The organism is Kitasatospora sp. SolWspMP-SS2h (assembly GCF_003259315.1).
In the GTDB taxonomy this organism is placed as follows: Bacteria; Actinomycetota; Actinomycetes; order Streptomycetales; family Streptomycetaceae; genus Kitasatospora; species Kitasatospora fiedleri.
Map to the genome: position 1 here is coordinate 21954 of NZ_QLLT01000026.1, position 18445 is coordinate 40398.

Below are 18445 nucleotides of genomic sequence, written 5' to 3' on the forward strand. Positions count from 1 at the left end.
TTCAGGGTAGCCGAGCCCCGAGGGTCACTGTTTCCACGCGGTGGCGGGGTCAGACCCCTATCGGCCGCTGCGAGCGCACCGACTGCAGCAGTCCGACCGCGATCCAGACCGCGAACATCGAGGAGCCGCCGTAGGAGACGAACGGGAGCGGGAGGCCCGCGACCGGCATGATGCCGAGGTTCATGCCGATGTTCTCGAACGCCTGGAAGGCGAACCAGGTGACCGCGCCGGCCGCCAGGATCGTCCCGTACAGGTCGCTGGCGTGGCGCGCTATCCGGCAGGCGCGCCACAGGATGACGCCGAGCAGGCCGAGCATCACCAGGCCGCCGGCGAAGCCGAGTTCCTCGCCGGCCACGCTGAACACGAAGTCGGTCTGCTGCTCGGGGACGAACTGCCCTATGGTCTGGGTACCGTGGAACAGGCCCATGCCGGTCAGGCCGCCGGAGCCGATCGCGATCCGGGCCTGCGCGGTGTTGTAGCCGACGCCGGCCGGGTCGAGCGCCGGGTTGGCGAAGGCCGCGAAGCGGTCGATCTGGTACTGGCTGAGGACGCCGAGCTTCCAGATCGCCAGCGCCCCGGCGGTGCCGCCGGCCAGCAGGCCGACCACCCAGCGGTTGGCGGCGCCGGAGGCGAGCAGCACGCCGAGCATGGTGACCACCATGACCATCACCGAGCCGAGGTCCGGCATCAGCATGACCACGGCCATCGGGAAGCCGGCCACCGCCAGTGCCTGGAGCACGCTGCGGGTGGGCGGGACCTCCCGCTCGCCGGCGTCGACCCGGGCGGACAGCACCGCGGCCATGCCCATCACGATCGTCAGCTTGGCGAACTCGGCGGGCTGGATGGAGAAGCCGCCGCCGAACTGGATCCAGGCGTGCGCGCCGTTGATGGTCGAGCCGAGCGGGCTGAGCACCGCGAACAGCATCAGCACCACGGCCAGGTAGATGAACGGCACCGCGGTGCGCAGCCGGCGGGTGCCGAGCAGGATCACCGCCACGCACAGGCCGATGCCGATCGCCAGGTTGGTCAGGTGCCGGTACAGGAAGTACTGCGGGTCGCCGTGGGTGAGCTGGTCACGGCCGCGGGTGGCGGACCAGACCAGCAGCGAGCCGATCACGGAGAGCGCCAGCGCCGCCAGGATCATGATCCAGTCGAGCCGCCGCAGCGGGGAGTCCTTGGCCAGCGCCCGGCCCAGCGAGGAGCGCCGGGGCGAGAGCCGGACCGTCCGGTAGGAGTCGTACGAGGTCATGCCCGGCCCCTTCCGTACCCGCCGCCGCGGGTGGGTTCGACGGCGGCGAGCAGCACGCCGGACACCTGGCCGGCCCGGGCCGGCGGGGCCGGGTCCAGGAAGGTCGCGCCCGGCTCGTAGCCGAAGGCGGTGGGGACGATCGCGGTGCCGTCCGGGTTGAACTTGGGCAGTTCGGCCTGCGGCTTGGGCAGCAGCGCCTTGGAGTTGTCGATGGCGCCCTTGTCGTCGACGCCGTACAGCGCCTGGTAGATCCGGCGCACCGAGTCGCCGGAGCCGCCGGAGCCGGTGCCGCCCTGACTGATCGTCATGACCACCGCGTAGTCGTTGCTGTAGGTGGTCAGCCAGGAGGTGGTCTGCTTGCCGGCGACCTCGGCGGTGCCGGTCTTGGCGTGCAGCTCGATCTTGCCCTGCGGCCAGCCGGAGCCGGTGAACTTCCAGGCGGCGGTGCCGGAGGTGATGACGCCGGCGGTGGCCTGGTCGATGTACTCCAGCAGCTTGCCCTGGGCCGGGATCTTGCCGTCCTCGTGCGGGGCGATGTCGCGCACCAGGGTGCCGTCGGGGCTGACCACGGCCTTGCCGATGGTGGGCCGGTACAGGGTGCCGCCGTTGGCGAGCGCCGAGTAGATCCGGGCCATCTGGAGCGGGGTGACCAGGGTGTCGCCCTGGCCGATGGCGAAGTTGACCATGTCACCGGCGCGCATCTGGTTGCCGTCGACGCAGTTCTCGCGGGCGATCTCGTCGTCGTACTCGTGGCCGCCCTTGGCCGCCTGCGCGCACCAGGAGTCCTTCATCGCGTCGTAGTAGGACTGCTTCCACTGCCGGTCGGGGACCCGGCCGGCCACCTCGCCGGGCAGGTCGACGCCGGTCTTGGCGCCGAGGCCGAACTCGTGGGCGGTCTTGAAGAACCAGTCCTGGGCGTCCTTCTTGGGCTTGAGGCCGCCGTCCTTCATCCACTGGTCGTAGGCCAGGCCGTAGAAGACGGTGTCGCAGGAGACCTCCAGGGCCTTCTCCAGCGAGATGTCGCCGAAGCTCTCGCTCTCGAAGTTCTTGAACTCGCGGCCGCCGATGGTCAGCGACTTCGGGCACGGGTAGTGCCCGTTGAGGTCGTAGCCGGCCTGCGCGGCGGCGGTGGTGGAGATCACCTTGAAGGTGGAGCCGGGCGCGGACTGGCCCTGGATGGCCCGGTTGATCAGCGGGTAGTTGGAGTCCTTGCTGTTCAGCGTCTCGTAGTCCTTGGCGGAGATGCCGCCGACCCAGAGGTTGGGGTCGTAGGTGGGGGCGCTGGCCATCGCCACGATCCGGCCGGTGTGCACGTCCATCACGACGGCCGCGCCGGAGTCGGCGATGTAGTTCCTGCTGCTCTCCTTGTCGTACACCTTGCGGGCCTCGGCCATGGCCTGGGCCAGCTGGTCCTCGACCACCTTCTGCACCCGGGCGTCGATCGAGGTGACCAGGTTGTTGCCGGACTGCGCGGGGGTGGTGCCGGCGCTGCCGATCACCCGGCCGAGGTTGTCGACCTCCAGCCGGTCGACGCCGGTGGTGCCGCGCAGGTCGTCGTCGTACACCGACTCCAGGCCGGCCCGGCCGATCTGGTCGGAGGGCAGGCGGCGCTCCCGGCCGGCCTTGTCGGCGGTCTTGGTGACCTCGTCGTCGGTGACCGGCGAGAGGTAGCCGAGGATCTGGGCGGCGCTGGCGCCCTCCGCGTTGGTGTAGCGGCGCAGCGCGGTGGGCTGGGCGGTGACGCCGGGGAAGTCCTCGCGGCGCTCCATTATCTGCATCGCCTGCTGGGTGGTGGCCTGCTGGGTGACCGGGATCGGCTGGTACGGGGAGCCGTTCCAGCAGGGCTGCGGCGTCTTCGCGTCGCACAGCCGGACCTTGTTCTGCACGTCCTCGGCCGGGACGCCCAGGACCTCGGCGAGCCGGGAGAGCACCGCCTTGCCGCGGTCCTTCTGCTGGAGCAGCGCGGTGCGGGAGACCGACACCACCAGCTTGGTCTCGTTGCCGGCCAGGATCCGCCCGGAGGCGTCCAGGATCTCGCCGCGGACGGCGGGCTCCACCACCTCGCGGATGTGGTTGCCCTGGGCCTTCTCGGTGAACTCCTTGCCGTTGCGGATCTGCAGGTACCACAGCCGGCCGCCGAGGGTGGCCAGCAGCGACAGGACCAGCACCTGGAGGACGACCAGCCGGATCGTCACCCGGCGGGTCCGGCCGGTCTCGGGGATGTTGCTCACGTGCGCGGTCTCCGTCCCGGCTCAGGGGCGCTTGGCGAGGCCGAGCGCGCGCTTCTTCTTGTAGGGGGCGGCGGAGGGCTGGCGGGTGGTCCGGTAGCGGGCCAGCGCGCCGAGGCCGGAGCCGCCGTCCGCGCCGCGCTCGGTCTCGTTGACCGCCCGGTCGCCGTCGAAGCGGCGGGCCAGCAGCATCACCAGCGGCACCGTGAACGGGGCCAGCAGGACGTCGTACAGCAGGGCGCTGAACACCAGGCCGGTCAGGCCGACGTGCCGGGCCGCGGTGTCGCCGACCAGCGCGCCCACCGTCGCGTACAGCAGGGTGGAGAGCACCGCGGCGACCGCCACCACGCCCAGCGCGGACAGCGCCGAGCGCTGCCGGCCGCCCTCCGGGCGGAGCAGGCCGGCGCCGTAGCCGACCAGGCAGAGCACCAGCGCGTACCGGCCGACCGCGTGGTCGGAGGGCGGGGCGAGGTCGGCCAGCAGGCCGGCCCAGAAGCCGACCAGGCAGCCGCTGGTCGGGCCGTAGACCAGGGCAAGGCCGACCACCACCAGCATCAGCAGGTCCGGGGTGGCGCCGGGCAGTTGGAGCCGGCCGAGGACGCTGACCTGGATCACCAGGGCCAGCACCAGCAGCACGGCGGACAGCAGGACGCGGCTCGGGCGCGGCATCAGTTCCCCCCGGTGGTCGGCGGTACGGCGGCGATCGGCGCCTGCGGGTTGCCCGCGGCGCCGGCGGACGCGGCGGGCACCGGCGGCAGCACGGCGTCCCGCGGGTCGGTGCGCGGCGGGACGACCACCACGCCGACCAGGTCGAGCCGGGTGAACTGCACGTACGGTTCGACCAGGATCGTCTTGGTCAGCTGCCCGGGCGTGGCCTGCACCTCCTTGACGGTGCCGACCGGCACGCCGGGCACGAACGGGCGGCCGCTCTGCGAGCCGAAGGTGACCAGCCGGTCGCCGGCCTTGACCTGGGCCCGGCCGTTCAGCAGTTCGATCCGCATCGGCGAGGCGCCCTGCCCGGCCGCGAAGCCGATCTCGCCGCCGCCCTCCAGCCGGACGCCGGCGGTGAAGCCGGGGTCGGAGGCGAGCAGCACGGTCGCGGTGGTCGGGGCGACGGTGGTGATCCGGCCGACCAGGCCCTGGCCGTCGATCACGGTCATGTCGCGGGTCAGGCCGTCGTCGCTGCCGGCGTCGATGGTGATGGTCCAGGAGAAGCCCTGGGCCGCGCCGATCGCGATGACCTGGGCGGCCTTGACGGTGTAGCCGCCGGAGCCGGCCGTGTGCAGCATGTCGTCGAGCTGCTTGGTGCGGCCGGCCGCGGCGTCCGAGGAGGCCAGTTTCTGGCGCAGCTCGGTGTTCTCCCGGGTGATCTGGTCGAGCCGCTGCTGGTGGGTGCCGGCGTCGCGGACCGCCCGGATGTAGCCGGCGACCGGATCGACCGCGCCGGCCGCGGCGTTCTCCACCGGGCCGAGCGCGGAGGCCGCGGCCCGGCGGGCGCCGCCGAGCGGCGAGTCCTGGCCGCCCTTGATGTCCACGGTGATCAGGGCGAAGGCCACCACCACCAGCAGGACCAGCAGTAGTCGGCTCTCTCGGGTGTCCCTCACGGTGCTGCCGCCGCCCCTTCGTGCTGCATGCTCATCGGCTCAGCTCGGTGTGTAGTTCGGATTGCCTTGCTCAACGGCGCCCGACGGCGCTCAACGACGCGGTTGGGCGTCCAGGACCTGCTGCAGTGCCTCGAACTCCTCGACGCACTTGCCCGCCCCCAGCGCCACCGAGTCCAGCGGGTTCTCCGCGATGTGCACCGGCATGCCGGTCTCCCGGCGCAGCCGCTCGTCCAGGCCGCGGAGCAGGGCGCCGCCGCCGGTGAGCACGATGCCGCGGTCCATCACGTCGCCCGCGAGCTCCGGCGGGCACTGGTCCAGCGTGGTCTTGACCGAGTCGATGATCGAGTTCACCGGCTCGTCGATGGCCTCGCGGACCTCGGCGGCCGAGATGACCACGGTCTTCGGCAGGCCGGAGACCAGGTCGCGGCCGCGGATCTCGGCGTGCTCGTCCTTCTCGCCCTCCAGGCCGAACGCGGAGCCGATCGACATCTTGATCTGCTCGGCGGAGCGCTCGCCCAGCAGCAGGCTGTACTCCTTCTTGATGTGCTGGACGATGGCGCTGTCCAGCTCGTCGCCGGCGACCCGCAGCGACTGCGCGGTGACGATCCCGCCGAGCGAGATCACCGCGACCTCGGTGGTGCCGCCGCCGATGTCGACCACCATGTTGCCGGTCGGCTCGTGCACGGGCAGGCCGGAGCCGATCGCCGCGGCCATCGGCTCCTCGATGATGTGCACCTGGCGGGCGCCGGCCTGCATGCTGGCCTCGACCACGGCGCGGCGCTCGACGCCGGTGATGCCGGAGGGGACGCAGACCACGACCCGCGGGCGGACCAGGTAGCGGCGGCGGTGGATCTTCATGATGAAGTACCGCAGCATCCGCTCGGTGATCTCGAAGTCGGCGATCACGCCGTCCTTGAGCGGGCGGATCGCGACGATGTTGCCGGGGGTCCGGCCGATCATCTTCTTCGCCTCGGCCCCGACCGCGAGGATTCCGCCGGTGTTGGTGTTCACGGCCACCACCGACGGCTCGTTCAGCACGATGCCCTTGCCCCGGACGTACACCAGCGTGTTCGCGGTGCCTAGGTCGATCGCCAGGTCCCGGCCGAGAAACGACAGGTTGTTCGCCATGGGATGTCGAGTGCCTTCCCGAGTTCGGATCAAGGGCGGGGAGCGGGCCGGCCGTGCGAGCCCGCGAACGGGCTGACGGCGGCTGAGCAGCCGCTCCGTGCCCGTGAGTTGGGTCCATCGTAGTCACGCCGGTCAGCGCGGGCGGCGGCTACGGCGTGCCGCCCATTCTCCGGGGGCGAATCAGCTTCTCCTGGCATTGGGACGCCGTGTCGGAGGGTAGGGTTCCGTGATTTGAGGATTAACGCCCAGAGGGAGCAACCCGATCCGCCGTCCGGCCCCTGAGCTGCTCGTTCCCCGTGGGCGGCGCCCCATGCCCGGCGGGGGCACGGAGCACCGGATCGCTACCGGACCCTCACGCGTGCGCGGGGAAGAAGATCTTGATCTCGCGCTCGGCCGACTCCGGGGAGTCCGAGGCGTGGATCAGGTTCTCCCGGGTGATGGTCGCGTAGTCGCCGCGGATGGTGCCCGCGCCGGCCGCCAGCGGGTCGGTCGCGCCGGCCAGCGCCCGGATGCCGGGGACGACGTTCTCGCCCTCGACGATCAGCGCGATCGACGGGCCGGAGGTCATGAAGCCCAGCAGCGGCTCGTAGAAGTCGCGGCCGACGTGCTCGGCGTAGTGCTGCTCCAGGGTGGCGCGGTCGAAGGTGCGAAGCTCCATCGCAGCGAACCGCCAGCCGGCCTTGCGCTCGATCCGGCTGATGATCTCGCCGGCCAGGCCGCGCTGCACGGCGTCGGGCTTGAGCAGGACGAGAGTGCGCTGGGACACGGTACGGCTCCTGAGGTGTTCGGTCGTGCCTGACTGTGCCCCCGACACTACCCCGGCCGGGCCGGCACCCCGTCGCCCAGTCCCACGTCAGGCCGGTCAGGCCGGAGCCGGGGCCCCGTCGACAGGGGACTCGGCGGCGGCCGACTCGGCGGCGGCCCGCCGGGCCTTGAACTCGTCGATCTTGCGGCCGTAGTGGACCGAGCACCACCACAGGCCGCCGAACACCACGCCGAAGGCGTACATGGTCGGCAGCACCAGCCCGGCGGCCAGCACGGCCAGTTGCAGCGCCCAGCCGACGTACACCGCGCCGGGGCGGGTGATCACGCCGCACAGCAGCACGCACAGCGCGATCGCCACCGCGCTGACCGCCCAGATGGTGCCGGTGCCGACGTCGGTGAGCTTCATCGCCACCAGGCCGGCGAACATGATCAGCAGGGCCTCGCCGATCAGGGTGGAGGAGCACAGGGTGCGCATCGGCGGCTACTTCCTTCCGAACAGCAGGCGCGCCTCGCCCACCGTGATGACGGAGCCGGTGACCAGGACGCCGGCACCGCCGAGGTCCTCCTCCTCGGCGAGGGTGACGGCGGCGTCGATCGCGTCGTCCAGGCGCGGCTCGACCTGCACCCGGTCCTCGCCGAAGACCTCGACGGCGAGGGCGGCCAGCCGGTCGACCGGCATCGCGCGGTGGGTGGAGTTCTGGGTGACCACGACCTCGGCCAGGATCGGCTCGAAGACCTCCAGCAGGCCGGTGACGTCCTTGTCGCCGCTGGTGGCGATGACGCCGACCAGCTTGGTGAAGCCGAACGCCTCGCCGATCGCACTGGCCGCGGCCTGCGCGCCGTGCGGGTTGTGCGCGGCGTCCAGGATGACGGTGGGGCTGCGCCGGACCACCTCCAGCCGGCCCGGGGAGGAGACGCCGAACAGCGCCTGCCGGACCTTCTCCTCGTCCAGGTGCTCGGCGCCGCCCTGGCCGATGCCGAAGAACGCCTCGACCGCGGCGAGCGCCAGCGCGGCGTTCTGCGCCTGGTGGTCGCCGTGCAGCGGGAGGAAGAGCTCCGGGTACTCGTGGCCGCCGATGCCGCGCAAGGTCACCAGCTGGCCGCCGACCGCGACCTCGCGGCGCAGCACACCGAACTCCAGGCCCTCGCGGGCCACCGTGGCGTCCACCTCGACGGCGCGGCGCAGGATCGTCTCGGCCGCGTCCAGCTGCTGCTGGGCGACCACGGCGAGCGCGCCGGGCTTGATGATCCCGGACTTCTCGACCGCGATCTCGCCGGTGGTCTCCCCCAGCTTGTCGGTGTGGTCCAGGCCGATCGGGGTGATCACCGCGACCTGGGCGTCGATCACGTTGGTGGCATCCCAGGAGCCGCCCATGCCGACCTCGACCACCGCGACGTCCACCGGCGCGTCGGCGAAGGCGGCGTAGGCCATGCCGGTGAGCACCTCGAAGAAGGACATCGCGACCGGCTGGGCGGCGTCGACCATCCGCACGTAGGGCTCGACGTCCCGGTAGGTCTCGACGAACTTCTCCGGGCTGATCGGCGCGCCGTCCAGGCTGATCCGCTCGGTGACGGACTCCACGTGCGGGGAGGTGTAGCGGCCGGTGCGCAGCTCGAAGGCGCCCAGCAGCTGCTCGACCATCCGGGCGGTGGAGGTCTTGCCGTTGGTGCCGGTGATGTGGATCGAGGGGTAGGAGCGCTGCGGCTGGCCGAGGATGTCCATCAGCGCCTCGATCCGGTCGAGCGAGGGCTCCAGCTTGTTCTCCGGCCAGCGGGTGGCCAGCTCGGCCTCGACGGCGCGCAGTTCGGGGTCGGTGCCGCCGGCGTCGGCGGGGCGGACGGTGTAGGGGTTGGGCTCGGCCTTGTCGCTCACCCCGCCAGTCTAAGGACTCCGTGCGCCGCGGCCGGACGGGCACCCCGGCCCGCAGGCCCCCTTGACACCGGAATTGGTCTACTCCACCGTGTGAGTCGCTCCCACCCGCTCCCCGCACCGAGCTTCCCGCACCGCACCCCCCATCGACACTCCCCCACCTGGAGATGGCATGCGTGCACCACAGCCCCGTCCCCGCCCGCGCGCCGGGCGGGCCCTGCTCGCCGGACTGCTGGCGGCCTCCACCGGCCTGGTCGGCCTGGTCCTGACCGGTACCGGCACGGCCACCGCCGCCGCGCCCAACGTGAACGTGGTCGTCAACGGCGACTTCTCGGCCGGCAACCACCTCAGCCCGTGGACCTGCGGCCCGACCGTCACCGCGGTGAACAACGCCGCCACCGGCTGGGACCTCCAGGGCTCCCCGGCCGGCAACGACTACGCCAACTGCAGCCAGACCGTCACCGTGCTGCCCAACTCCACGTACACCCTGAGCACCGTGGTGCAGGGCAGCTACGTGTTCGCGGGCGTCACCGGCACCGGCGGCACCGACCCGTCCACCTGGAGCTCCAACGCCGGGTGGAACACCCTGACCTCCACCTTCACCACCGGCGCGGCCACCACCTCGGTGTCGGTCTGGTTCCACGGCTGGTACGGGCAGACCCCGTTTCTGGTCGACCGGGTCTCGCTGGTCGGGCCGGGCAACGGCACCAGCCCGTCGCCCTCGTCCTCCCCCTCGACCGGCACCTCGCCGACCCCGTCGCCGTCCCCCTCGACCAGCGCCTCGCCCTCGCCGTCCCCGTCGGCGTCGAGCAGCCCGACCGCGCCGCCCCGCCGGCACCTGCTGACCGGCTACTGGCAGGACTTCTACAACGGCGCGACGCCGCAGCGGATCAGCGACGTCCCGGCCGCGTACGACATCATCGCGGTGGCCTTCGCGGACGCCACCGGCACCCCGGGCGGGCTGGGCTTCACCCTGGACCCGACGCTCTCCTCCAAGCTCGGCGGCTACACCGAGGCCCAGTTCAAGGCCGACATCGCGGCCAAGCGGGCGGCCGGCAAGAAGGTGGTCATCTCGGTCGGCGGGCAGAACGGCACCGTCTCGGTGGCCGACTCCGCCGCCGCGGCCAACTTCGCCAACTCGGCGTACGCCCTGATCCAGCAGTACGGCTTCGACGGGATCGACATCGACCTGGAGAACGGCGTCAACTCCACCTACATGGCGCAGGCGCTGCACGCCCTGGCGGCCAAGGTCGGGTCCGGCTTCGTGCTGACCATGGCCCCGGAGACCATCGGCATGCAGTCCACCGGCGGGGAGTACTTCAAGCTGGCGCTGGCCACCAAGGACATCCTGACCATCGTCAACATGCAGTACTACAACAGCGGCGCGATGCTCGGCTGCGACGGCGGGGTCTACTCGCAGGGCACCGAGAACTTCCTCACCGGCCTGGCCTGCATCCAGCTCCAGGGCGGCCTGCGGCCCGACCAGGTCGGCCTGGGCGTCCCGGCCTCCACCAGCGCGGCGGGCGGCGGCTTCATCAGCCCGTCGGTGGTGAACAACGCGCTGGACTGCCTGGCCGCCGGCACCAACTGCGGCAGCTTCGTCCCGCCGGCCAAGTGGCCGACCATCGGCGGCGCGATGACCTGGTCCACCAACTGGGACGCCACCGCGGGCAACCCGATCGCCACCACCGTGGGGGCGCACCTGCACGCGATGCCGTGACCCTTCGTCCGGCCGCGTCCCGGTGCGGGAACCGCCCGGGCCGGGACGCGCGGTGACGAGCCGTCAGTACGTCGCGCGGGGCGTCGGCAGCCGCCCCGCGTGCCGGCGGCGCAGTTCGGCGGCGATCTCCTCGGCCTCGCCCTCCGGCAGCAGCGGCAGCATCATCGCCACCGCCTGCACCAGGCCGCCGAGCAGGTAGGTGGTGTCGGGGGTGCCGGCCACCAGGGCGCGCACCTGGGCGACGTCGCCCGCGGCGACGGCCTCCAGCAGCAGGGCGGCGCCGGCCGCCTCCTCGTCCACCGGCACCTGCGAGGTGTCGTGCGGGGCGCGCCGGGCCAGGCCGCGCAGCACCCGGTCGGCGACCTCGGGGGCGTACGCCTTGCGGACCGCCTCGGCGGCGATCCACACCAGCAGGGTGGCCACTTCGCGTTCGACGTGCTCGGCGAGCAGCCGGTCCAGCTCGGTGTCGAAGGCGATCTGGTTTCCGTGCCGGAATGCCAGCAGCAGCGTCGCCGCCCGGGCCTTGGCCGCCTCCACCTCTTCCCTCGGAAGTTCGTCCGGAAGTTCGTCGGCCAACTCCCCGGTCGCCATCATGTGCGTGCCCTCCGTTCGTGCCCCGCCCGAATGGGAACTTCCGCCCACCGTACACATCCGGTGTGCAAAGGTCGCTGAACGCGCGCGGGTGGGCAACGCAATGCATTCCAAATGGCGCGACGGGTCAATTGCCGCACAATGACGCCGAATAGGGGGTGCTCCGGCGATACCGCGACGCGCGGGCAAGGGAATTGACAACCCGTCGGGAACAACCCGGGAAAAGGCGGAGGGCCGCCGCCCCCGACGGGAGCGACGGCCCTTGCCGGCCCGCGGTCAGCCCTGCGGCAGCGCCGCGAGCTGGGCGGTGATCCGCTCGATGTCGGCCTCGGCGGCCGCCAGCCGGACGCGGATCTTGGCGACCACCTCGTCCGGCGCCTTGGCCAGGAAGGCCTCGTTGCCGAGCTTGCCGGTGGTCTGCGCCTTCTCCTTCTCGGCGGCGGCCAAGTCCTTCTGCAGGCGCTTGCGTTCGGCCGCCACGTCGATGGTGCCGGACAGGTCGAGCGCGACGGTGGTGCCGGCCACCGGCAGCGCGGCGGTGGCGTGGAAGCCCTCCTCGGGCACCGTCAGCCGCAGCAGCGCGCGGATCGCCGCCTCGTGCACCTCCAGCCGGTGGCCGGCCAGCTCCAGCCGGGCCGGGACCTTCTGGGTGTCGCGCAGGCCCTGGTCGTTGCGGAACCGGCGGACCTCGGTGACCACCTGCCGCAGCAGGGCGATCTCCGACTCGGCGTCGGCGTCCCGGTAGCCGGAGTCCGTCGGCCACTCGGCGACGACCACCGACTCGGCGCCGGTCAGCGCCGTCCACAGCGCGTCGGTGACGAACGGGACGATCGGGTGCAGCAGGCGCAGCGTCACGTCCAGCACCTCGCCGAGCACCCGGCGGGCGTGGTCGGCCCGCGGGCCGCCGCCGTTCAGGGTGGTCTTGGAGAGCTCGACGTACCAGTCGAAGACCTCGTCCCAGGCGAAGTGGAACAGCGCGTCGGAGACCTTCGCGAACTCGAAGTCCTCGTAGAGCGCGTCGACTTCGGCCACCGTGGCGTTCAGCCGGGAGAGGATCCAGCGGTCCGCGGCGGTGAGCTCCTCCGGCGCGGGCAGCGGGCCCCGGACGGTGGCGCCGTTCATCAGCGCGAACCGGGTGGCGTTCCAGATCTTGTTGCAGAAGTTCCGCGAGCCCTTGACCCAGTCCTCGCCGATCGGCACGTCGGCGCCGGGGTTGGCGCCGCGGGCCAGCGTGAAGCGGACGGCGTCGGCGCCGTAGGCGTCCATCCAGTCCAGCGGGTCGACGGCGGTGCCGGAGGACTTCGACATCTTCTTGCCGAACTCGTCGCGGACCAGGCCGGTCAGCGCCACCGTCTTGAACGGGGCCTCGCCGTCCATCGCGTACAGGCCGAACATCATCATCCGGGCGACCCAGAAGAAGATGATGTCGTGGCCGGTCAGCAGGACGTCGGTCGGGTAGAACTTCTCCAGGTCGGCGGTGCGCTCCGGCCAGCCCAGGGTGGAGAACGGCCACAGGCCGGAGGAGAACCAGGTGTCCAGCACGTCCGGGTCCTGGGTCCAGCCCTCGCCGGCGGGCGGCTGCTCGTCCGGGCCGACGCAGACGACCTCGCCGTCCGGGCCGTACCAGACCGGGATGCGGTGGCCCCACCAGAGCTGGCGCGAGATGCACCAGTCGTACATGTTGTCGACCCAGTCGAAGTAGCGGCGCTCCAGCTCCTTCGGGTGGATCTCGACCCGGCCGTCGCGGACCGCGTCGCCCGCGGCCTTCGCCAGCGGCTCGACCTTGACCCACCACTGCAGCGACAGCCGCGGCTCGACCACGGTGTGGCAGCGCGAGCAGTGGCCGACCGCGTGCTCGTACGGGCGCTTCTCGGCGACGATCCGGCCCTGCTCGCGCAGCGCGCCGACCACGGCGGAGCGGGCCTCCAGCCGGTCCAGGCCGAGGAACGGGCCGTGCACCGTGATGATGCCGCGGTCGTCCATCACCGTCAGGTTGGGCAGGCCGTGCCGCTGGCCGATGGCGAAGTCGTTCGGGTCGTGCGCGGGCGTCACCTTGACGGCGCCGGTGCCGAACTCCGGGTCGACGTGCTCGTCGGCGACGACCGGGATCTCACGGTCCGTCAGCGGCAGCTTGACCGTCCGGCCGACCAGGTGCGCGTAGCGCTCGTCGGACGGGTGGACGGCCACCGCGGTGTCGCCCAGCAGGGTCTCGGCGCGGGTGGTGGCGACCACGATCGCGTCCGCGCCGTCGCCGTAGCGGATCGAGACCAGCTCGCCGGGCACGTTCTCGTGCTCGACCTCGATGTCGGAGAGCGCGGTCAGGCAGCGCGGGCACCAGTTGATGATGCGCTCGGCGCGGTAGATCAGGCCGTCGTCGAAGAGCTTCTTGAAGATGGTCTGGACGGCCTGCGAGAGGCCCTCGTCCATGGTGAAGCGCTCGCGCGACCAGTCCACGCCGTCGCCGAGCCGGCGCATCTGGCCGAGGATCCGGCCGCCGTAGTTCTCCTTCCACTCCCAGACCTTGTCGACGAAGGCCTCCCGGCCCAGGTCGTGCCGGGACAGGCCGGCCTCGGCGAGCTGCTGCTCCACCTTGTTCTGGGTGGCGATGCCCGCGTGGTCCATGCCCGGGAGCCACAGCGCCTCGAAGCCGAGCATCCGCTTGCGGCGGGTCAGCGCGTCCATCAGCGTGTGCTGGAAGGCGTGGCCCAGGTGCAGCGCGCCGGTGACGTTCGGGGGCGGGATGACGATGGTGTACGGGGGCTTCTCGCTCTTCGCGTCGGCCGTGAAGTAACCGCGCTCCACCCAGCGCTCGTACAGCTCGCCCTCTACCTCGGCCGGGGCGTAGGTCGTCGGGAGGGTGGCTGCGTCGTCCCCGGGGTGCGAGTTCGCGGGGCGCTGGTTCGTCGTGTCGGTCACGACGAACAGTTTACGGAAGTGCGGACCTCGGTTACGAACCGACGGTGTCCGGACCACTCGGGCACGGTGGGGGGACCGTACGATAGCGTGCCGCATGCTCGACCACTCGACCGACCACAAGAGGGCCGCGGAACGCGCAAGCGGCGGGGGAGACTGACGACGATGTACGGCCAGGGGCAGGGACCGCAGCAGTATCCGCAGGGGCAGCCGCAGCAGCCGTACGGCGCTCCCCCTCCGCAGCCCGGCTACGGCCAGCCGCCGGCCTACGGCGCCCCCCAGCCGCCCGCGTACGGCGAGCCCCAACCGCCCGCGTACGGCGCGCCCCAGCAGCAGCCCCCCGGCTACGGCTACCCGCAGCAGCCCCCGGCCCCGCAGCCCGGCTACGGCCAGCCGCCGCAGCCCCCGCAGCAGTGGGGCGCGCCCCAGCAGCAGCCCGGCTACGGCGGGTACCCGCCGCCGCCCGCGCCGGCCAGGAAGGGCCGGGGCGGGATCATCGCGCTGGTGGTCGTGCTCGGCGTGGCCGTGGTCGGCGGCGGCCTGTGGTGGGGGCTGAAGGGCGGCTCCGGCTCGGACACCGCGGGCAAGTACAAGCTCGTGGTGCAGGACAGCGTGGCGGGCTACACCAAGAAGTCGTCCAACGAGAAGGGCGAGTTGAAGGGCCTGGAGGCCGTCGGCACCTTCGAGGGCTCGCTCAGCGTGACCTACCAGAAGAACACCACCGACCTGGCCAGCTTCGGCGGCAGCTGGGGCACCGTCAAGGACCCGGACAAGGCGATCGACGTCCTGGTCGCCAAGCTGGACGAGGCGATGAACAGCTCGGACGACTCCGGCGGCTCGACGGACGGCGGCAAGGCGGTCTGGAAGCAGAAGCTGTCCGACGTCGACGCCAAGGACCCGAAGGACTCCGGCAGCCGGCTGCGCTGCGGCACCATCGGCGCCGAGGGCGGCACCTCCGCCGCCGCCGCCCCGAGCGTGCCGGTGTGCGTGTTCGCCACCCACTCCACGATCGGCTCGGTGACGACCAACAGCCTCGACCCCAAGGGCAAGCAGCTGACCGTCGACCAGGTCGCCGCGCTGGCCCGCCAGCTCCGGGACGCCTCCACCGTCGCCAAGTAGCACCCGACCCCGCCAGCACCACCTCCCCGCGTGAACGGAGCCCCAGCCGTGTCCGACCACCAGTTCGGCCCGCCGCAGCCCGGCTTCGGGCCGCCGCAGCCCCCCGGCGCCCCGATACCCCCGCAGGGCGCGCCCGCCCCGCAGCCCGGATACGGCCACCCCGGTCAGCAGCCGCCGCAGCAGCAGTCCTGGGGCGGCGCCCCGCTGCCGCAGCAGGGCTACCCGGCCGGCGCCCCCGGCGGCTACCCGGCCCCGCCGAAGAAGTCCCGCAAGGGCCTGTGGGTCACGCTGTCCATCGTGTCCGCGGTGATCCTGGCCGGCGCCGGCGTGGTCGGCTACCTCGCCTACGACACCGTCTCGAAGTCCGGCAAGTACAAGGTCGTCATGCCCCCGACCTTCCAGGGCATGAGCAGCGAGGCCGGCGCGGACACCGCCCAGCAGATGGCCGAGCAGATGAAGCAGGACTCGGCCTCCGACCCCGACTCGCTCCAGCCGGACGAGACGGTCGCCGCCGTCTACGGCTCGGAGGACGGCAGCCGGGTGCTGATCGCGGCCGGCGGCTACGGCAAGGTGACCCGGCCGTCCTACCAGGTCGACCAGCAGTTCAAGGACATGGAGAAGGAGGGTGACACCGTCACCCAGAAGAAGTCGGTGGACGCCGGTCCGCTCGGCGGCTCGATGTCCTGCGGCCTCGTCACCAGCGGCGACACCCCCGACCTGGCGGTCTGCGTCTGGGCCGACTACTCCGCCGTGGTGCTGGTGATGGAGAAGGCCGACGGTGTCGACCTCGACAAGGTCGCCGCCGACACCCGCGAGCTGCGCCAGGTCTCCGAGGTCGCCAAGTAGCCCTCCGGGCCCCGGAAGCGGACCTCCGGGCCGACCAACGGCCCCGCGCCGCAAGACGCTCGGACGAACGAACGGAAGGGCCCCGCACCGGTGAACCGGTGCGGGGCCCTTCCGTGTCGGGCCGGGCGGCGAAGCGCCGGACTCAGGCGCTCTTCTCCCGGCGCTCGCGCTTGATCATGTCGCGCGGGACCAGGGTCGGGATGGCGTGCTTGGAGACGACGTCCCCGGTGACCACCACGCGGGCGACGTCCTGCCGGGACGGCACCTCGTACATCACGGACATCAGCACCTCCTCCATGATGGCCCGCAGACCGCGCGCGCCGGTGCCGCGCAGGATCGCCTGGTCGGCGATCGCCTCCAGCGCGTCCCGGGTGAACTCCAGCTCCACGCCGTCCAGTTCGAACAGCTTGCGGTACTGCTTCACCAGCGCGTTCTTCGGCTCGGTGAGGATCTGCAGCAGCGCCTCGCGGTCCAGGTTGTGCACGCTGGTGATGACGGGCAGACGGCCGATGAACTCGGGGATCATCCCGAACTTCACCAGGTCCTCCGGCATCACCTGGCGGAAGTGGTCCGCCGAGTCCACCTCGCGCTTGGAGCGGATGGTGGCGCCGAAGCCGATGCCCTTGGCGCCGGCCCGGCCCTCGATGATCCGCTCCAGGCCCGCGAACGCGCCGCCCACGATGAACAGCACGTTGGTGGTGTCGATCTGGATGAACTCCTGGTGCGGGTGCTTGCGCCCGCCCTGCGGCGGCACCGAGGCGGTGGTGCCCTCCAGGATCTTCAGCAGCGCCTGCTGCACGCCCTCGCCGGAGACGTCCCGGGTGATCGACGGGTTCTCGCTCTTGCGGGCGACCTTGTCGATCTCGTCGATGTAGATGATCCCGGTCTCGGCCTTCTTGACGTCGTAGTCGGCCGCCTGGATCAGCTTCAGCAGGATGTTCTCGACGTCCTCGCCGACGTAGCCGGCCTCGGTCAGCGCCGTGGCGTCCGCGATCGCGAACGGCACGTTCAGCATCCGGGCCAGGGTCTGCGCCAGCAGCGTCTTGCCGGAGCCGGTCGGGCCCAGCAGCAGGATGTTGGACTTGGCCAGTTCGATCGCGTCGTCCCGGCCGGAGCCGGAGCGCCCGGCCTCGCCGGCCTGGACCCGCTTGTAGTGGTTGTAGACCGCGACCGACAGCGCCTTCTTGGCGAGGTCCTGCCCGACCACGTACTGGTCCAGGAACTCGTAGATCTCGCGGGGCTTCGGCAGTTCCTCGAAGCGCACCTCGGAGCTCTCGGCGAGCTCCTCCTCGATGATCTCGTTGCACAGGTCGATGCACTCGTCGCAGATGTACACGCCTGGCCCGGCGATCAGCTTCTTCACCTGCTTCTGCGACTTGCCGCAGAACGAGCACTTGAGCAGGTCGCCACCGTCTCCGATGCGTGCCACGAGGTGCTTCCCCTTCGCCAGGGGCCCCGCGGGGGTCGGGGCCTGGTGCTGTGAGACCGGCTGCGCCGTCGGCGGTCGGTCTGGTATCCGACGGTACTCTGCCGAGCCGTCGTTTCCGCCGACTTCGACCGGTCTGCCCTACGCCCTGGGCGAATTGATACCGAACAGATGCCGTCGCGGGCACGTGTCCCGACTGCCATTGTGCGGGACGGACGCCAGGACCGGAACGCCCCGGGGCGGGGCGTACGTCACGTACGCACCGCCCCGGGGCGGGAAGGTCAGTCGGTGTACGAGTTCTTCCGGGTCGAGACGATCTGGTCGATCAGCCCGTACTCCAGCGACTCCTCGGCGGTGAGGATCTTGTCGCGCTCGATGTCCTCGCGGACCTGCTCGACGTCCTTGCTGGAGTGCTTGGCCAGCATGGTCTCCAGCTGCTCGCGCATCCGGAAGATCTCCTTGGCCTGGATCTCCAGGTCGGACACCTGGCCGCGCCCGGTCTCGGTGTACGGCTGGTGGATCAGGATGCGGGCGTTCGGCAGGGCGAGGCGCTTGCCGGGGGTGCCGGCGGCCAGGATCACCGCGGCGGCCGAGGCCGCCTGGCCCATGCAGACCGTCTGGATGTCCGGCTTCACGAACTGCATGGTGTCGTAGATCGCGGTCAGCGCGGTGAACGAGCCGCCGGGCGAGTTGATGTAGAGCGAGATGTCCCGGTCCGGGTCCATCGACTCCAGGCAGATCAGCTGCGCCATGATGTCGTTCGCCGAGACGTCGTCCACCTGCGAGCCGAGGAAGATGATGCGCTCCTCGAACAGCTTGGCGTACGGGTCGTACTCGCGGATGCCCTGCGAGGTGCGCTCGACGAACCGCGGGACGATGTAGCGGCCCTCGGCGCGCATGTCCTCCAGGCGGGCCTTGGCACCGGACAGGCTGGGGATGTTCATGGTTTCTGGTCCTCCGAAGCGTGCGGTCAGGGTTCCGATGCC

The 18445-nt window shown here is 71.6% G+C and carries 15 protein-coding genes; 3 read left to right on the forward strand and 12 right to left on the reverse strand.

Translation table 11 applies throughout. The features are described 5' to 3' along the window. Positions 1-49 precede the first annotated feature (49 nt). The 8 genes from rodA to K353_RS27195 all read right to left on the reverse strand — a co-directional run bounded on the left by rodA (position 50) and on the right by K353_RS27195 (position 8847). Positions 50-1249 (reverse strand): rod shape-determining protein RodA, encoded by a 1200-nt coding sequence (gene rodA, locus K353_RS27160; protein WP_111556164.1) that lies wholly within the window; start codon positions 1247-1249, stop codon positions 50-52. After that, entirely contained in the window at positions 1246-3480 is a 2235-nt protein-coding gene (mrdA, locus tag K353_RS27165; RefSeq protein WP_111556165.1) for a penicillin-binding protein 2, read from the reverse strand. The genes rodA and mrdA overlap by 4 nt, the downstream gene beginning before the upstream one ends. A 21-nt stretch (positions 3481-3501) precedes the next feature. Continuing rightward, positions 3502-4146: a rod shape-determining protein MreD gene (gene mreD, locus K353_RS27170; RefSeq protein ID WP_111556166.1), complete on the reverse strand. Its 645-nt coding sequence runs from the start codon at positions 4144-4146 to the stop codon at positions 3502-3504. Next, entirely contained in the window at positions 4146-5081 is a 936-nt protein-coding gene (gene mreC, locus K353_RS27175) for a rod shape-determining protein MreC (RefSeq protein ID WP_111556167.1), read from the reverse strand. Before mreC ends, mreD begins: the two co-directional genes overlap by 1 nt. 90 nt (positions 5082-5171) lie before the next feature. Continuing rightward, positions 5172-6197 carry a rod shape-determining protein gene (locus K353_RS27180; RefSeq protein ID WP_030458241.1) on the reverse strand — a complete coding sequence of 342 codons (1026 nt, stop codon included), beginning with the start codon at positions 6195-6197 and terminating at the stop codon, positions 5172-5174. A 364-nt stretch (positions 6198-6561) separates the two neighbouring features. Next, positions 6562-6975, reverse strand: coding sequence for a nucleoside-diphosphate kinase (ndk, locus tag K353_RS27185; RefSeq protein ID WP_100836136.1), 414 nt, complete (start codon positions 6973-6975; stop codon positions 6562-6564). Between the two features lie 96 nt (positions 6976-7071). Next, positions 7072-7449: a DUF4233 domain-containing protein gene (locus tag K353_RS27190; protein WP_111556168.1), complete on the reverse strand. Its 378-nt coding sequence runs from the start codon at positions 7447-7449 to the stop codon at positions 7072-7074. 6 nt (positions 7450-7455) lie between these two features. Beyond that, the gene (locus tag K353_RS27195) at positions 7456-8847 is read right to left on the reverse strand and encodes a folylpolyglutamate synthase/dihydrofolate synthase family protein (RefSeq protein ID WP_111556169.1); all 1392 of its coding nucleotides are present in this window, start codon (positions 8845-8847) and stop codon (positions 7456-7458) included. A gap of 169 nt (positions 8848-9016) precedes the next feature. Between K353_RS27195 and K353_RS27200 the strand changes: the two genes are divergently transcribed. After that, positions 9017-10564, forward strand: a complete 1548-nt coding sequence (locus tag K353_RS27200) for a chitinase (RefSeq protein WP_111556170.1) — start codon at positions 9017-9019, stop codon at positions 10562-10564. 63 nt (positions 10565-10627) lie between these two features. On the opposite strand, the gene K353_RS27205 is transcribed toward K353_RS27200, so the two are convergent. Beyond that, positions 10628-11158 carry a hypothetical protein gene (locus K353_RS27205; RefSeq protein WP_100836140.1) on the reverse strand — a complete coding sequence of 177 codons (531 nt, stop codon included), beginning with the start codon at positions 11156-11158 and terminating at the stop codon, positions 10628-10630. Between the two features lie 273 nt (positions 11159-11431). After that, positions 11432-14071 (reverse strand): valine--tRNA ligase, encoded by a 2640-nt coding sequence (locus tag K353_RS27210; RefSeq protein ID WP_111556171.1) that lies wholly within the window; start codon positions 14069-14071, stop codon positions 11432-11434. A gap of 162 nt (positions 14072-14233) precedes the next feature. On the opposite strand from K353_RS27210, the gene K353_RS27215 reads away from it, so the two are divergent. Together K353_RS27215 and K353_RS27220 are read left to right on the forward strand one after the other, a co-directional pair. Then, positions 14234-15187, forward strand: a complete 954-nt coding sequence (locus K353_RS27215; protein ID WP_111556172.1) for a hypothetical protein — start codon at positions 14234-14236, stop codon at positions 15185-15187. A 48-nt stretch (positions 15188-15235) separates the two neighbouring features. Then, a complete protein-coding gene (locus K353_RS27220; RefSeq protein WP_111556173.1) occupies positions 15236-16033 on the forward strand; it encodes a hypothetical protein in 798 nt (265 codons plus the stop codon). Positions 16034-16175: 142 nt separating this feature from the next. Here K353_RS27220 and clpX read toward each other — a convergent pair whose 3' ends face one another. Both clpX and K353_RS27230 read right to left on the reverse strand, forming a co-directional pair. Continuing rightward, on the reverse strand, positions 16176-17462 hold the full coding sequence (clpX, locus tag K353_RS27225; RefSeq protein WP_014135752.1) for an ATP-dependent Clp protease ATP-binding subunit ClpX: 1287 nt from the start codon (positions 17460-17462) through the stop codon (positions 16176-16178). A 278-nt stretch (positions 17463-17740) separates the two neighbouring features. Beyond that, entirely contained in the window at positions 17741-18403 is a 663-nt protein-coding gene (locus tag K353_RS27230) for an ATP-dependent Clp protease proteolytic subunit (protein WP_111556174.1), read from the reverse strand. Positions 18404-18445: the final 42 nt, after the last annotated feature.

Coding starts and splice junctions, on each gene's coding strand:
- rodA (WP_111556164.1), bottom strand. CDS start 1,249: ATGACCTCGTACGACTCCTACCGGACGGTCCGGCTCTCGCCCCGGCGC.
- mreD (WP_111556166.1), bottom strand. CDS start 4,146: ATGCCGCGCCCGAGCCGCGTCCTGCTGTCCGCCGTGCTGCTGGTGCTG.
- K353_RS27190 (WP_111556168.1), bottom strand. CDS start 7,449: ATGCGCACCCTGTGCTCCTCCACCCTGATCGGCGAGGCCCTGCTGATC.
- K353_RS27200 (WP_111556170.1), top strand. CDS start 9,017: ATGCGTGCACCACAGCCCCGTCCCCGCCCGCGCGCCGGGCGGGCCCTG.
- K353_RS27205 (WP_100836140.1), bottom strand. CDS start 11,158: ATGATGGCGACCGGGGAGTTGGCCGACGAACTTCCGGACGAACTTCCG.
- K353_RS27215 (WP_111556172.1), top strand. CDS start 14,234: ATGTACGGCCAGGGGCAGGGACCGCAGCAGTATCCGCAGGGGCAGCCG.
- K353_RS27230 (WP_111556174.1), bottom strand. CDS start 18,403: ATGAACATCCCCAGCCTGTCCGGTGCCAAGGCCCGCCTGGAGGACATG.